The organism is Pseudarthrobacter sp. MOO13 (assembly GCF_058267655.1).
Genome location: NZ_CM177848.1, coordinates 1304790 through 1320617 on the forward strand (window position 1 = coordinate 1304790; position 15828 = coordinate 1320617).

Sequence of the window (15828 nt, forward strand, 5' to 3'; positions counted from 1 at the left end):
GTGTCACCGAAGTCATTTGGAGGGCACCATGGAGTTTATGATCAGCGGACGAAATCTGACCGTTTCAGACCGGTTCCGCGAATATGCCGGGGAAAAGATCGCAAAAATCGAATCGCTGGGTGACAAGGTCCAGCGTGTCGACGCGAAAGTCTCCAAGGAGACCAATGCCCGGCAAACCGGCGACCAGCTGACCGTAGAGGTGACAGTGCTGGGCCGCGGACCCGTGATCCGTGCCGAAGCGAGCGCCGCAGACAAATTTGCTGCCTTTGACCTCGCCTACAACAAACTTCTTGAGCGGCTCCGCCGGGCCAAGGACCGCAAGAAGGTCCACCACGGGCGCCACACCCCCAAGGCCGTTCGCGAGGCCACCGCATCGCTTGAACCCGCCAGCGCGCACGAGCCGCTGTACCTTGAGGCAAACCACCGGGATGAAACCGTACAGGCCGCCGACAACAAGTCTCCCTATGATGTTGACAACGACATCCCGGCGGGAAGCTCACCGGTGCTGATCCGGCGCAAGGTCTTCCCCGCGGCGTCGCTCTCCCTCGATGACGCCGTGGACAACATGGAACTGGTGGGACACGACTTCTACCTCTTCGTGGACAAAGCCACCAACACGCCCTCCGTCGTGTACCGCCGTCGTGGCTGGACCTACGGGGTCATCACCCTGGACCACGAGTGCGAGCCCGGCGACACCGTCGTGGAGGAAAAGATCCTCGCGTACCGCTCCGACGACGCACCCGCCAACGCGTAAGGTGGAATACACCACCACGTGAGAGGACTGAATGTCAGCATCGCTGAGCCTTGACCAGGCACGGCGCATCGCATTGGCAGCACAGGGACTCCACAAAGGACGGCCCGCCGGCCCCGTGACAGCACGGGCGGTGGGCCGTACCTTTGCCCGTCTCCAGCTCGTCCAAATCGATTCCGTCAACGTCTTGGTCCGCAGTCACTACTTGCCCTTCTTTTCGCGCCTTGGCAATTACGACCGCGAAATCCTGCACCGCATGTCCGCGCAGCGGCCACGCCGCATGGTGGAGTACTGGGCGCACGAGGCCAGTTATATCCGGCCCGAGCACTACGGTGACCTCCTGCAATGGCAGAAGCGGTCATGGGTGGGTGCCTCACGCATGGACCCGGAGCTCCGCAGCGACCTGGCCGGCAGGATCCTTTCCGTCCTCGCCACGTCCCGGCCCATGACGGCCTCGGAACTTACAGCCAGGATCGGCCACGTCGAGGAACGGCAGACCGAGAACTGGGGGTGGAACTGGAACGCTGTGAAACGGGTCCTGGAACACCTTTTCGAAGAAGGGGCAGTGTCAGCTGCCGCCAGGACCGGGCAGTTCGAGCGCAAGTACACCCTGACGGCCAAGGTCCTGCCATTTTCTTCGAACGAAGCCACGGCGTCCGATCCGGCCGCCGCGCTCCAGCGGCTGACAGAGGCGGCGGCCATGGCGCACGGGATCGGAAGCGTCCGTTGCTTCGCCGACTACTTCCGGACACCTGTGAAGGCGACCGCGCTGGCCGTCGAGAACCTGGTGTCGGAAGGCAGACTGGAACGCGTCAACGTGAACGGCTGGAACCGCGAAGTCTTCCGGCACGTGGAAGCCGCCATGCCAAGGCGCGCCAACGGCCGGGCCCTGCTGAGCCCGTTCGACTCCCTGGTCTTCGAGCGGCGGCGCCTGTTGGAACTGTTCGGCTTCCACTACCGGATTGAGATCTACACCCCGGAGCCCAAACGGCGTTTCGGGTACTACGTGCTGCCTTTTCTGCTGCGGGACAGAATTGTGGCCCGGGTGGACGTGAAAGCGGACCGCGCCGGGGGCAGGCTGCTGGTGAGGTCCGCTTTTGCCGAGCCGGACGCCCCCGGGGACACCGCCGCCGAACTGGCTGCAGAGCTGAAGCTCATGGGCCAATGGCTTGGCCTGCCCGACGTGGAAGCCGGCCCGGCGGGAGATCTCGCCGCATGCCTGACACAGGAGCTTGGGCGGCTGCAGGACTATCCGCTCTCAGGGAAAAGGGAGTAACGGCCGGGTGTCTCTCCCGTAGACTGAACACGCCAGAATTCGGCGGCATGAGACTGGGAGCATCTTCACGTGGCATCACTTATCGAAAAAATCCTCCGCACGGGTGACAAAAAGACACTCCGGCAGTTGCGGAACTATGCCGACTCCATCAATGCCCTCGAAGACTCGTTCAAGACGTTCACCGACGCGGAACTGCGGGAGGAGACCGACCGCCTCCGCGAGCGGCACCAGGATGGCGAGAAACTCGACGACCTTCTTCCCGAAGCCTTCGCCGCCGTCCGCGAGGCCTCCTCGCGGACACTCGGAATGCGACACTTCGACGTCCAGCTCATGGGCGGCGCCGCCCTGCACCTGGGCAACATCGCGGAAATGAAGACCGGTGAAGGCAAGACCCTGGTGGCGACCGCTCCCGCTTACCTGAACGCGCTTTCCGGCAAGGGTGTCCACGTGGTTACCGTGAACGACTACCTCGCCGAATACCAGTCCGAACTCATGGGCCGTGTGTACCGCTTCCTGGGCCTGACCAGCGGCGTCATCCTGGCCAACCAGGATCCGGCCGTACGCCGCCAGCAGTACGCCGCGGACATCACCTACGGCACCAACAATGAATTCGGCTTCGACTACCTGCGCGACAACATGGCGTGGGACAGGAGCGAACTGGTCCAGCGCGGCCACCACTTCGCCATCGTCGACGAAGTGGACTCCATCCTTATCGACGAAGCCCGTACGCCGCTGATCATCTCCGGCCCGGCGCAGGGTGACACCAACCGCTGGTACAGCGAATTCGCCAAGGTAGTGCTCCGGCTGCAGCCCGAGAAGGACTACGAAGTGGACGAGAAGAAGCGTACGGTGGGCGTCCTGGAGAGCGGCATCGAAAAAGTCGAGGACTACCTCGGCATCTCAAATCTGTACGAGTCCGCGAACACCCCGCTGATCGGGTTCCTGAACAATGCCATCAAGGCCAAGGAACTCTTCAAGCGGGACAAGGACTACGTCATCCTGGACGGCGAGGTGCTGATCGTCGACGAGCACACCGGACGCATCCTGGCCGGGCGGCGCTACAACGAAGGCATGCACCAGGCAATCGAGGCCAAGGAAGGCGTCGAGATCAAGGCGGAAAACCAGACCCTGGCTACCGTCACGCTCCAGAACTACTTCCGCATGTACGGCAAGCTGTCTGGCATGACCGGCACCGCCGAAACGGAAGCTGCCGAGTTCATGAGCACCTACAAGCTCGGTGTCGTGGCGATTCCCACCAACCGGGACATGCAGCGGATCGACCAGCCTGACCTTGTGTTCAAGAATGAGGTCGTCAAGTTCGACGCCGTCGTGAAGGACATCGCCGAGCGGCACGAAAAAGGCCAGCCCGTCCTGGTGGGCACCACCAGCGTGGAGAAGAGCGAGTACCTCTCCAAGCTGCTCGCCAAGGAAGGGATCCGCCACGAGGTCCTGAACGCCAAGAACCACGCCCGTGAAGCGGCCATCGTTGCCCAGGCCGGCCGCAAGGGCGCCGTCACGGTGGCCACCAACATGGCCGGCCGCGGTACTGACATCATGCTGGGCGGCAATGCCGAATTCACCGCAGTGGCCGAGCTCGCCAAGCGCGGCCTGGACCCGGAGGAGAACTCCGAAGAGTACGAAGCCGCGTGGCCGGCAGCCCTTGAGGCAGCCAAGCAGTCCGTAAAGGACGAACACGAGGAAGTGCTGGATCTGGGAGGCCTGTACGTCCTGGGCACCGAACGCCACGAGTCCCGGCGCATCGACAACCAGCTTCGCGGCCGGTCCGGCCGCCAGGGTGACCCCGGAGAATCCCGTTTCTACCTTTCCCTGACGGACGACCTCATGCGGCTTTTCAACTCTGGGGCCGCCGAACGACTGATGAACAGCTCGGTTCCGGACGACGTTGCGCTGGAATCCAAGCTGGTGTCGCGGGCCATCGCCTCGGCCCAGGGCCAGGTGGAAGGCCGCAACGCCGAACAGCGCAAGAACGTCCTCAAGTACGACGACGTCCTGAACCGCCAGCGCGAAGCCATTTACAGCGACCGCCGCCGCATCCTTGAGGGCGATGACCTGCACGAGAAGGTGCAGTTCTTCGTCGAGGACACCATTGTGGCCCTGATTGATGCCGCCACGGCGGAGGGCAACGGTGACGACTGGGACTTCCACCAGCTGTGGACCAACCTCAAGACGCTCTACCCCGTCAGTGTCACGGCGGAAGACATCATCGAAGAAGCCGGCGGCAAGGCACGGGTTACCGTGGAGCTGCTGAAGGAGGAGATCCTCTCTGACGCCCGCCTGGTCTACCAGGCGCGGGAGGAAGCGATTGGCTCCGAGAGCATGCGCGAACTTGAGCGCCGTGTGGTCCTGTCGGTCATAGGACGCAAGTGGCAGGAACACCTCTACGAGATGGACTACCTCAAGGAGGGCATCGGCCTGCGGGCCATGGCTCAGCGCGATCCACTCGTGGAATACCAGCGTGAAGGCTTCGCCATGTTCCAGGCCATGATGGAAGCCATCCGGGAGGAAAGCGTCGGCTTCCTCTTCAACCTCGAGGTGGAAGTCACTCCCGCCCAGGACGTCGTGGTCCAGGATGCTTCCGGCGGCCACACCGAGCACGTGGATCCGCAACTGCGGGCGGCCGGTCTCGAAGCACCCGAGAAGCCTGCCCAGCTCCAGTACACGGCACCCAGCGAAGGCGGCGGAACCGAGACACGCGTGGAAACCCGCTCAGGCGGACGTTCCGGCAATCCGGCCAAGGCGGCCGCCCAGGACGCAGCAAAGCGCCCCGCAAAGAAGAAGAAGCGTTAGCCCGCCGGGCTTACCAAGGGCGCTGGCATCCGCCGACAGGGCAGGGAACCTCTTGTTCCCTGCCCTGTCGGCTTCTCCGGGCGCTCTCTCACCCGATGACAAGTTCGACCACCCGCCACACCTGTTTGCTCCGTTCGATGCGCACAGCAACGGCGCGGGCGCGCACGTCATCCACAACGACGGCGCTGGCCTCGTAGATTCCATCGGACACCTCACAGACGCGTACCGAGCGGACCACTGAATTCCGGTGAAGCCGGGCCAGTGCCGGATTGCCAGTCCGGGTCAGTTCACGCCTGATCAATGCTGCCCGGTGTTGAAGGGCCGACAGGCACCGTGGATCCAGCCGGCGTGCAAGCTGGTGGACGGGCCGGATTCCGGCCAGGACCTCCATGGAGGCCTGGATGGTCCCGCGGGTGATGGCCCGCACTTCCGCGGCCTCGTCGACTGGTCGCAGCGGTGCCGGACGTACTCCCCGGAAACGCCCTGCGGACGAGGTCCCGCTGGCGGCAATCCCGGGCCCACCGGTCTTGTTCCCGGGAAGCGCCGTCAAGTCCTGCTTGGCGCGAATTGGTGTCACAGCAATCATTGGATTCCCCTTCATTTAGTTGGCTGGTTCCACTGCCAGGTAGCAAAAAGGCAGTTACGACGGCTGTGGCGCCCGGAGGATTTGGCCTGGCAGCAGGACATCCGGGTTCCCGCCGATTTGCCCGCGGTTCACCGAGTACCAGCGCGGCCATTCGAGGGCTATGTCCACATCCGAGGCACCGGGGCCAAGCTGGTTGGCTACGATGGCCCATAGCGTGTCCCCGGACAGTACGGTCACGGTTGCAGCCCCGGTCCCGGGAGCAGCTCCACTTGCTGCCCTGCTCCCTGGCGCGGCGAGCAGGCCGGGTTCCACTACCTGAGGAGCGGGACGCCATCCGGGTGCCGGCATGGCGGCGGGCGGTTGGGGCCCAGGTTGTCCTTCCGTTGCGGCGATGCTCCCTGGCGGTTCCACTGCGGACTGTTCCTTCACGGTTCCTCCTCCCGTGTCTGGAATGCTGCTCGTGGGTGGTGGGCTGAAGGGGGCCGACGACGAGTGGCTGGGTGTGGGGCCCCATGCGGGCCCCGGATCGGTTGCGGCGGCTTGCGCGGCCGCTCCTGCGAGGAGCTGGATCGAAAGGGCGGCAACCAAGGCCCGTTGCATGAATGCAGGAGAGAACCTGCGCACGGCTGCCGCGGACCGACGCCGGCCAAGGCGCTCGAGTAGGACTCCTGAACCGGCGCATACGATCGCAAACGTCCACCACAGCAAAATGCCGGCACCGGCCGCTGATGCGGCGGCCGCCAACAGGACTTCCACGGATGGTTCCTGGTTGCGCGCTGCGGAAGCCTGCCATTGGGCGACAAGTCCGGAGCCCAGGAACCAAAGTGCGACGCCGAGCACGAGCAAGGCAAATGCCGACACGATGTCCGACCACCGTGCTTCTTCCCTGCAATTCATTATCGTCCCTTTTGATGTCATTTGATGTTGTTTGATTCAGTTTGGACCGATGTACGATCTTTTGTCTAGACGTTGGAGAGAAAATCCTGGCTGCGTTGACCGGGGCGGAAGGGCAACTTACGCTGGCGGAATGCGCTGGGATGCACTCTTCAATGACATCGAAAGCCAACTTGCTGAAATTGACCGGTTGTCGTTGGACGCCGAAATCAATGAGCGGGCCCGCGCCGAGTTGGTAAGCCTGCCGGTTGAGGACAGGCTGCGGGCATCGGTGGGCTACCGGATTGGCGTCCATCTTCTCTGCGGGGAATCCGTACACGGTGAGCTCACACATGCCGGGGCCGATGCGCTGGTCCTGGACGATGAGCAGAGCCAAGTGCTTGTTCCCTACGCGGCCGTGGCGCGTTATGTCGGACTGGGGCGGCACGCGCAAGCAGAAAATTCCGCGGTTCGCCGATCGATTGGGCTCGCGCATTCCTTGCGTGGCCTTGCACGCGACAGGGCGGAGCTGGCGGTGACCGTTGGCGGTGCTGCAGGTCTCGTCCGCCTGGCAGGAGTGATCGACCGCGTGGGCAGTGACTACATCGACCTGGCCGTGGTCACGCCCGGCGAGGTCCGCAGGAGCCAGGGCGTGAGCCAGGTCTCTGCCATACCCTTCGCCGGGCTTGCCATGATCAGGTCACGCAAGATGGGCGGTCTGTAGCGGCGGCGCAGTCGGTCCTGCTGCTTTTGCGGCTGGAAGGTGCGCTAGCCGGTCACATCGACTTGGCGCGGGACTCCTGGATCATGCGGCTGGCCTCGGCATAGCGTTCCTGGATGTACTGCTCCAGCATCTTTTCTTCGACCCGCCACTGGCCCCTGCCACCCACCTGGATGGCCTTCAGCTCGCCGCTGCGCACCAAGGCATACGCGGCTGGAGAATTAATCTGAAGCTGCTCAGCGACGTCTGCGAGCGTGAGAAACCTTGGCATGGACTCATTTTGCCATCAAGTGGCGCAGTTTGTTCCCGTTATCCACATATTGGCAGGTTTTAGCCAAATGACTTTTGTTCCATCGGCCTTCCGGTAACAATGAGGAGTCCGGCCCCCGTGGGGAGGGTCCGGGATGCCAAGGGGGAGGACGGTATGGTTCCTGATTCAAGCGTCGGTGCTGCACGGCTCAAGCGTCCCTCGTGGAGAGACCCCCGGCTGTTGGTTGGCGTACTCCTGGTCCTGGTATCCATAGCGGGTGTCGTCTTTCTCGTAGGCAGCGCAGACCGGACAACCGAGGTCTACGCCGCCAGGGACGGCATTGCGGTGGGCGAACGCCTCACTCCCGAGAACGTGGTGCGCGCCAAGGTCAGGCTGGGAGATACCGAGCAGCATTACATCACCGTGGCGGACGGGTTGCCGCAGGACGTGGTTGCCATGCAGCGCATTGGGAAAGACCAGCTCGTTCCGCGGTCAAGCCTCGGCGAAGTGGACCGGCTGGACCGGAAGCCTGTAGCTCTCACCATTGATCAGACGTTGCCGGCACAAGCCGTTGCCGGCGCCCGCGTCGATGTTTGGGTGGCGCAGCCGGATGCCAAGAACGGTTTCAGTGAGCCGAAGCTCCTCCTGCCCGGTGCGGAGATCACCGAAGTGGCCACGGGGTCCACGGCCCTCGGATCGTCGAAGACGACGGTTCTGATGGTATTGGTGGAGGACAAGCAGATGCCGGCGTTGCTGGGCGCGCAGGCAAATGAAGCAAAGATCTCGGTCGTCTGGAACCCCGGTGGCGCCCGATGAGCATTCCGGTGGTCACTGTGGGCCAAAGCCGGGAGGATGTGGTGGGCGGCCTGGAACGGCTGCACGGCCCCGTCACTGTGGTTCGGCGATGCGCTGAACTTCCGGAATTGCTGGCAGCCTGCCAGAGCGGCCTCGCCAGGGCTGCCGTCGTGGCCGAAGGTTCAGAAGGGCTGACTGCGTCCCTGGTTGACCGCCTTGGCGCGGTGGGGGTGGCAATCATTGCCCTGACGGACAACGCCGATGAGGCGGACAGGCTCCGCAAGATCGGGGTGGCCTCTGCACTGACCGGGGTTCATTCCGCGGAGCTTTCGGACAGGATAGCGGACGCTGTTGCCCGCCTGACCGGTCTGGGTCGTCCTCCGGCGTTGAGCGCGGAAGCTGATACTGGAGCTGCGCTCGCCATCACTCCGGTTGAACCCAAGCCCGGCCCGGAGAATGCCGGGACGGGGAAGATCATCGCCGTATGGGGTCCGGCGGGGTCGCCCGGAAGGACCACGGTTGCAGCCAACATCGCTGGAGAAATGGCGGCTGACGGCCGGGAGGTCCTCCTTGTCGATGCCGACACCTACGGCGCAAGCGTAGCGGCAGTCCTGGGATTGCTGGATGAGTCGGCCGGGCTTGCCCAGGCGTGCAGGCTCGCCGACCAGGGGGCGCTGGACGCTGATGCGCTTCGGAAAGTGGCCTCAACCGTTGCCACCGCGTCAGGGACGTTCAAAGTCCTGACGGGGATAACCCGCGCTGACCGGTGGACCGAACTCAGGGCCACAGCTCTGGCCTTGGTCCTCGAGCGGGCCAGGCACATGGCGGACGTGGTGGTGGTCGATACCGGCTTCTGTCTTGAGGCTGATGAAGAACTCAGCTTCGACACCATGGCGCCGCGGCGGAATGCGGCGACGCTTTGCCCCCTTGAAGTGGCTGACACGGTCTATGCGGTCGGGGCAGCGGATCCGGTAGGGGTGCCCAGGCTGGTGCGGGCGCTCGCCGAACTGGAAACAGCGGTCCCACAGGCCGCGCCCATCGTGATCATGAACAAAGTGCGGGCCTCCTCCGTTGGCAGAAGTCCCGAGCGCCAGCTGAGGGATGCCTGGGAACGATACGGCCCGGCTTCCGGGCTCACCGCGTTTCTGCCCTACGACCCCGCTGCAGCCGACGCAGCGCTCTTGGCTGGATCCCTGTTGCACGAAGCTGCGCCGGAGTCGACGCTCCGCAGGGCGATCAGGGAACTGGTTTGTGCACCCGTCCAGCAAAAGTCCAAATCCTCTGTATTTTCTTCCACACCACGGCGCAAGGCAAAGGACTAGGCTCGCCATAAGAGCTGCAAAGGTGCGGCGAATTTCTCAAGTGGAGGCGTTGTCGATGTCGTCTGGATCCGGTGTGGAGGATCAGCCCCTCTCCATTGAAGGCCTTGAAGGTTTCATGGGGGACTACTACCAGCACTTGGCGGAGGAGGACGCCCGGAGCTACCCTCGCGAGGTACTGGAGTCCCGGGCACGGGAGCACCACACGACGGCGTCGGTCCGGCTGCCCGGGCAGGCAAAGATCTCAATCGCCGACGAGGAGGACAGCACCGTCATCTTCGTCGTTACTGACGACATGCCCTTCCTCGTCGATTCCGTGAACGCGGAACTGGTCCGGCAGCACGCAGCCATCAAACTGGTGGTCCACCCGCTGTTTGTCGCCACCAGGAATCGGGAAACCGGCGAGTTGGTAGAGGTTAACAGGGTCCCGGCCCACCTGGGCATTTCAAGTGGGGACACGGCCGCCATGCCGAACCTGTCGCACCTCATCGCCCAAGGTGAAAACGCCTCCCACATGGAGTCGTGGATCGCCGTCGAAATCCAGCGTATTCCGGACGACGCGAAGTCGTCCCTGCTTGCCGGGCTGACCAGGGTACTCAAGGACGTCCGGGCCGCTGTCGAGGACTGGCCGAAGATGCGCCAAAAGGCGCTGGAAATCGCCAGAAGCCTGGACCAGGTGGCCAACCCCGCACAGATCGCCGAATTGCGCCAGGCCAAGGACCTGCTCCGCTGGCTCGACGACGGTAACTTCACGTTCCTCGGCTACCGCGAATACGACCTCTTGAACGTCGACGGGGAAGATGTCCTCGAGCTGCGCGAAGACAGCGGGCTTGGACTGTTGCGGGCGTCCGCCGATTCCCCCCACATCCAGCACCTCACCGATACCGGCCGGAAGAAGGCACGGGAAAAACGCGCCCTGGTCATTACGAAAGCCAATTCCCGCTCGACCGTGCACCGCTCGGCTTACCTCGACTACATCGGAATCAAGAGTTTCGATGCCGCAGGCAACGTCAACGGCGAGCGCCGCTTCATCGGACTTTTCGCCACGAGCGCTTACGCCGGCTCCGTCCGGGATATTCCGATCGTCCGCGAAAAGGTCGACGCTGTGCTGCAAACCGCGGGCTTCCCGCCGGACTCGCATTCCGGGAAGGATTTGCTGGGGATCCTCGAGACTTATCCGCGCGATGAGCTGTTCCAGATCGAAATTCCCGACCTCGCCGCAACGGCTTTGGGTATCCAGAAGCTTCAGGAACGTCGCCGTACCCGGTTGTTCCTCAGGCCCGACATCTACGGCCGCTTCATGTCCGCCGTCGTCTACCTGCCCCGTGACCGGTACACCACCAATGTCAGGCTGCGCATTGAGCAGGAACTGCGGGAAACGTTCCAGGCGGTTTCGATCGACTACGAAGCACGCATGACGGAGTCGGCCCTTGCCCGCCTGTTCTTCCGCATCCGCTTGCCCAAGAACGCCGATGTCAGCCACGTCAACAGCGAGGAGCTGGAAACGCGGCTGGTCCGGGCCGCGAGGTCCTGGAGTGAGGGCATCACCGAGGTCCTGCGCGAAGGGCGGGACCCGGCCGAGGCCAAGGAACTCGCCGCCATCTGGGCCGAGGCGTTTCCCGCCAGCTACCGGGTGGACTACGAGGTAGAGGACGCGCTTGAGGATATTGCGCGCTTCGAGAAGTACGGAGCCGCCGCCGAACGGAGTGCGGACGCGCGGCAGGACCGTCCCGGCGTCCACGTCTACCTGCCCGAGGGGGCAGGCGCGACCTTGGAAGAGGACGCCCGGGTCAAGCTCTACATGCTGGAGCCCAAGAGCCTGAGCCAGATCCTTCCCTACTTCCACAACCTGGGTCTGGAAGTCCTGGACGAACGCCCGTTCGAGATCGAAACCGCCGACCACAGGGACTTCTTCCTTTACGACCTTGGGTTGAAATACCCTGCCGGCGTGGATCCGGTCAGCACGGGGGAACTCCTGGCCGAATCCTTTGGCGCCGCCGTCACAGGAGCGGCGGAGTCTGACAGCTTCGACCGCCTGGTGCTGCGGGAGGGCCTGCACTGGCGGCAGATCACGGTGCTGCGGGCTTACGCACGCTACATGCGCCAGATGGGCAGCAGCAGTTCCTTCGGGTTCATGGCGGACACGCTCCTGGCCAACGCCGACGTGACCAAGGCCCTGATCGCGCTTTTCGCTGCCCGCTTTGACCCGGCCATGGACGACGACGGCCGCGCCGCCGCCCAGGCGTCCGTACGCCAGGACCTGGCAGCTGCCATTGAGAAGGTTGCCACACTGGACGCAGACCGCGTGCTGCGCACATTCGGCAACCTCATTGAGGCCACCCTGCGCACCAACTTCTTCCAGGACAAGCCGCATCTGAGCTTCAAGCTGGACCCGCCGCAGATCGAGGGGCTGCCGTTCCCGCGGCCGATGTTCGAAATCTGGGTCTATTCGCCCCGGGTGGAGGGCGTGCACCTGCGGTTCGGCAAGGTCGCCCGCGGTGGCCTTCGCTGGTCTGACCGGCGGGAGGACTTCCGTACCGAAGTCCTGGGCCTGGTGAAAGCGCAGACGGTCAAGAACGCCGTCATCGTTCCCACCGGAGCCAAGGGCGGCTTCTTCGCCAAGCAGCTCCCGGATCCGGCCGCCGACCGCGCGGCCTGGATGGCGGAAGGCGTCGAAAGCTACAAGACCTTCATCCGCGGCCTGCTGGACCTCACCGACAACCTGCTCACGGAAGGTAGCGGCGAGCGGCTTGTGCCGCCGTCGAACGTTGTCAGGCATGACGACGACGACTCCTACCTTGTCGTGGCGGCGGACAAGGGGACGGCTACTTTCTCGGACATCGCCAACGGGCTGTCGGCAGAATACGGATTCTGGCTGGGGGACGCGTTCGCTTCCGGCGGCTCCGTAGGCTACGACCACAAGGCCATGGGGATCACCGCCCGGGGCGCCTGGGAGTCGGTCAAGCGGCACTTCAGTGAGCTCGACCTCGACACCCAGACCGAGCCGTTCACGGTGGTGGGTGTGGGGGACATGTCCGGTGACGTGTTCGGAAACGGGATGCTGCTGTCCCGCCACATCAGGTTGCTTGCGGCATTCGACCACCGGCACATCTTCCTCGATCCCGCGCCGGACGAGGCATCCTCCTTCGCTGAGCGGCAGAGGCTGTTCGAGCTGCCCAGGTCCTCCTGGGACGACTACGACAAGTCGCTGATCAGTGAAGGCGGCGGCGTCTTCGCCCGGCAGGCCAAGTCCATTCCCGTATCCCCGCAAGTGCGCGCTGCACTCGGGCTGTCGGCCGAAACCACCGAACTCAGCCCGCCGGAGCTGCTGAGGGCCATCCTGCTGGCCCCGGCCGACCTGCTGTACAACGGCGGTATCGGCACCTACGTCAAGGCCAGTTCAGAATCCAACGCAACGGTGGGGGACAAGGCCAACGACGCCATCCGCGTCAACGGCCGGGATCTGCGCGTGAAAGTGGTGGGCGAAGGCGGAAACCTCGGCATGACCCAGCGCGGCCGCATCGAGGCGGCGTTGCAGGGGGTCATCCTCAACACTGATGCTATCGACAACTCTGCCGGCGTGGACTGCTCCGACCACGAAGTCAACATCAAGATCTTTGTTGACCGCATGGTCGCCGCGGGCAAGCTGCCGGCGGCCGAACGCGCGGACTTCCTGGCCTCCATGACCGACGAGGTGGGCCGGCTGGTCCTGGAAGACAACATCGACCAGAACATCCTGCTCCTTAACGACCGCAGCCGGGTGGCCGAGTGGAGCCCGAGCTACGAGCGGCTCATGGACTGGCTGGAGAAGAGTGCGGACCTGAAACGCGACCTGGAAGCATTGCCGACGACCGAGACCCTGCGTGACCGGCTGCAGCAGGGGCAGGGCCTGACTTCCCCTGAACTGTCGGTGCTGGCCGCCTATGCAAAGATCGAGCTGGCCTCGGCGCTTCGGGACAGCGACCTTGCCGACGATCCCTGGTTCCGGGACACGCTGCGCTCCTATTTCCCGCACCAGCTGCGCGAACGCTTCGATGCGGAGCTGGACACGCATCCGCTGCGACGCGAAATCATCGCCACCGTGGTGGCCAACGACATGATCAACCTTGGCGGGATCACCTTCGCCTTCCGGGTCATGGAAGAAACGTCGGCCAGCGAAGTGGCCGTCGCCAAGGCGTTCGTGGCATTGCGGGAGGTGTACGAACTGGATGCGATGGTGGCCGAGTTGAACAGCCTGCCGGCTTCGTTCCCGACGGAGCACTGGAGCACCGTCCACCTGGACATCCGCCGGCTCCTGGACCGTGCGGTCCGGTGGCTGCTGGGCCAGGAAAGCGTCTCCCGCCCGATCGCAGAGGTAGTGGCGGAGTTCAAGCCGCTCATGGATCCGATGCGGGCCCGCCTGCTGGACTACCTGCGCGGGGATGACCGCGAACGGGTGTCCGAATGGCTGGCGAAGGGTCGCGAATGGGAACTCCCGGAAAGCCTGGCGTTGCGTTGGGCCGAGCTGTTCGAGAGCTTCGTGCTGCTGGATATTGCCAAGATCGCCCGATCCCGCAAGGACCCGGTAGAGGACATTGCGGCCACGTATTACACCGTGTTCAACCGGTTCCACGCGGATTCCTTGCTGGAACGGATCAGCAGCCTGCCCCGCCAGGACAGGTGGCAGGCGCTGGCGCGGGCCGCCTTGCGCGACGATCTGTACTCGACCGTGTCGGACATGACGACGGCGGTGCTGGACGCAACGTCCACGGCCGACTCACCGGAGGCGCGGCTCAAGGACTGGGAGGCGCAGAATGCCGAACAGCTGGGCAGGGCAAAGAGCATGTTCGACGAAGTGAACGCCCTGGAGGCCGACGACATGGCCTCACTGTCGGTAGCATTGAGGCTCTTGAGGTCAATCGTCCGACGCTAGCCTTGCGGCGTCGCAACTGGAGGTGCAGTGGCAATCTTTACGGACCCCATCAGGGAACACGCTGATTTCGGGCCGGGCGATGCCGAATGGCTGCACCTCCTGGTGGGGGACTGGCAGATGGTCGCGGACCTGGCGTTCGCCGACCTGGCACTGTGGTTCCCCCACCCGGAGCTTGGCTATGTCGCCCTGGCCCACGTGCGCCCTTCCACCACGCATACCGCCTTCCACAGCGACTTCGTGGGGGAAGGGATCCGCTCCGACCTGCAGCCGCTGGTGGACAAAGCCTGGAACAGCCGCTCCATTGAGCGGTCCAGCGAGACCAACTGGAACAGTGAGATGGCGCTTCGGGTGGAGGCGGTCCCGATGGTCCGGAACGGGCGGACGCTTGCGGTGGTCACCACGCATATGGACTTGTCCAGTTCGCGGATGCCGTCGCGGCTGGAGCTGACCTACCGGCAGTGCGCGTATGACCTGTTGCGAATGGGCACCCTGGGATTATGGCCGGACTTTGCCTCGCCTACCGGGTCGCGCCGGGGTGCACCCCGCGTGGGGGACGGCCTGATCCGGCTTGATGCCGATGGCGTGGTGCAGTATGCCAGCCCGAACGGTGTCTCCGCGTTCCGCCGCCTTGGCGACGGTGAATCCCTTGAAGGGCGTTCCCTTGCCGAGGTCACGGCCGGCCTCCTCAAGGACCGGCGGATGGTTGACGAGACCCTGCCGCTGGTGGTTACCGGGCGGATGCCGTGGCGCAGCGAGATCGAATCCCGCGGTGTCAGCCTGTCCCTGCGTGCCATCCCCCTGCGCGATGAACAGCAGCGCTTCGGTGCGTTGGTGCTCTGCCGGGACGTCTCGGAGCTGCGGCGGCGGGAAATGGAGTTGGTGACCAAAGATGCCACCATCCGAGAGATCCACCACAGGGTCAAGAACAATCTCCAGACGGTGGCTGCGCTGCTGCGGATGCAATCCAGGCGGATGGTGAGTGATGAGGCCAAACAGGGACTGGAACAAGCGATGCGCCGTGTGGCCACCATCGCCCTTGTGCATGAGACCCTGTCGCAGGGCTTGACCCAGAGCGTTGATTTTGACGAGCTGATTGGCCGCCAGTTCAGGCTGTCCGCCGAGGTTGCGTCCCCGTCACAGCAGGTACGGACTGAACGCTCCGGCACGTTCGGTGAGCTGCCCAGCGACCTGGCCACACCGCTTGCCCTGGTGATCAACGAACTGGTGACCAATGCCGTGGAGCACGGTCTTGAGGGGAGGGCCGGGACAGTGTGGCTCCTGGCCGACAGGTCCGAGGGGGAGGATGGCGAGGAACTGACGGTAACCATCGCAGACGACGGCGTGGGGCTCCCGGAGACCCCGCATGTCGAGGGGCTTGGATTGCAGATCGTGCGGACCTTGGTCACCAGTGAACTGGGCGGCACCATCACGTGGGAACGCCGGGAGGGCGGCGGAACCGAGGTCAAGATCAGGCTCAGCCTGCACGGGAAGTAGGCCACGGACCGTACGCGCCGATATGGCGCCCGGTGGTGGGTAA

11 protein-coding genes are annotated in these 15828 nt (G+C 64.2%); 8 read left to right on the plus strand and 3 right to left on the minus strand.

Annotation, left to right across the window (positions count from 1 at the left end):
• Positions 1 to 28: 28 nt before the first annotated feature.
• From hpf to secA, 3 genes are all read left to right on the plus strand, one after another.
• Complete coding sequence (hpf, locus tag AC4EEO_RS06145; protein ID WP_026264258.1) at positions 29 to 754, plus strand: ribosome hibernation-promoting factor, HPF/YfiA family; 726 nt, start codon at positions 29 to 31, stop codon at positions 752 to 754.
• Between the two features lie 31 nt (positions 755 to 785).
• Positions 786 to 2027, plus strand: a complete 1242-nt coding sequence (locus AC4EEO_RS06150; RefSeq protein ID WP_285319972.1) for a winged helix-turn-helix domain-containing protein — start codon at positions 786 to 788, stop codon at positions 2025 to 2027.
• 69 nt (positions 2028 to 2096) lie between these two features.
• On the plus strand, positions 2097 to 4835 hold the full coding sequence (secA, locus tag AC4EEO_RS06155) for a preprotein translocase subunit SecA (protein ID WP_018760224.1): 2739 nt from the start codon (positions 2097 to 2099) through the stop codon (positions 4833 to 4835).
• A gap of 88 nt (positions 4836 to 4923) precedes the next feature.
• Here the strand turns inward: secA and AC4EEO_RS06160 are convergent, their stop codons facing one another.
• Together AC4EEO_RS06160 and AC4EEO_RS06165 are read right to left on the minus strand one after the other, a co-directional pair.
• Entirely contained in the window at positions 4924 to 5421 is a 498-nt protein-coding gene (locus AC4EEO_RS06160) for an Rv3235 family protein (protein WP_491340106.1), read from the minus strand.
• 54 nt (positions 5422 to 5475) lie between these two features.
• Positions 5476 to 5850, minus strand: coding sequence for a LysM peptidoglycan-binding domain-containing protein (locus AC4EEO_RS06165; protein WP_491330192.1), 375 nt, complete (start codon positions 5848 to 5850; stop codon positions 5476 to 5478).
• A gap of 598 nt (positions 5851 to 6448) precedes the next feature.
• Between AC4EEO_RS06165 and AC4EEO_RS06170 the strand changes: the two genes are divergently transcribed.
• Positions 6449 to 7018 carry a hypothetical protein gene (locus AC4EEO_RS06170; protein ID WP_018760221.1) on the plus strand — a complete coding sequence of 190 codons (570 nt, stop codon included), beginning with the start codon at positions 6449 to 6451 and terminating at the stop codon, positions 7016 to 7018.
• 52 nt (positions 7019 to 7070) lie between these two features.
• Here AC4EEO_RS06170 and AC4EEO_RS06175 read toward each other — a convergent pair whose 3' ends face one another.
• Complete coding sequence (locus AC4EEO_RS06175) at positions 7071 to 7286, minus strand: helix-turn-helix domain-containing protein (protein ID WP_018760220.1); 216 nt, start codon at positions 7284 to 7286, stop codon at positions 7071 to 7073.
• A gap of 153 nt (positions 7287 to 7439) precedes the next feature.
• On the opposite strand from AC4EEO_RS06175, the gene AC4EEO_RS06180 reads away from it, so the two are divergent.
• From AC4EEO_RS06180 to AC4EEO_RS06195, 4 genes are read left to right on the plus strand one after another with little or no spacing between them, the layout of a single operon-like run.
• Complete coding sequence (locus AC4EEO_RS06180; RefSeq protein WP_109045138.1) at positions 7440 to 8081, plus strand: hypothetical protein; 642 nt, start codon at positions 7440 to 7442, stop codon at positions 8079 to 8081.
• A complete protein-coding gene (locus tag AC4EEO_RS06185) occupies positions 8078 to 9382 on the plus strand; it encodes a CpaE/TadZ family protein (protein ID WP_491330191.1) in 1305 nt (434 codons plus the stop codon). The genes AC4EEO_RS06180 and AC4EEO_RS06185 overlap by 4 nt, the downstream gene beginning before the upstream one ends.
• A 55-nt stretch (positions 9383 to 9437) precedes the next feature.
• Positions 9438 to 14291 carry an NAD-glutamate dehydrogenase gene (locus AC4EEO_RS06190; RefSeq protein WP_491340107.1) on the plus strand — a complete coding sequence of 1618 codons (4854 nt, stop codon included), beginning with the start codon at positions 9438 to 9440 and terminating at the stop codon, positions 14289 to 14291.
• A gap of 27 nt (positions 14292 to 14318) precedes the next feature.
• On the plus strand, positions 14319 to 15785 hold the full coding sequence (locus AC4EEO_RS06195) for a sensor histidine kinase (RefSeq protein ID WP_018760216.1): 1467 nt from the start codon (positions 14319 to 14321) through the stop codon (positions 15783 to 15785).
• The last annotated feature ends 43 nt before the right edge of the window (positions 15786 to 15828 follow it).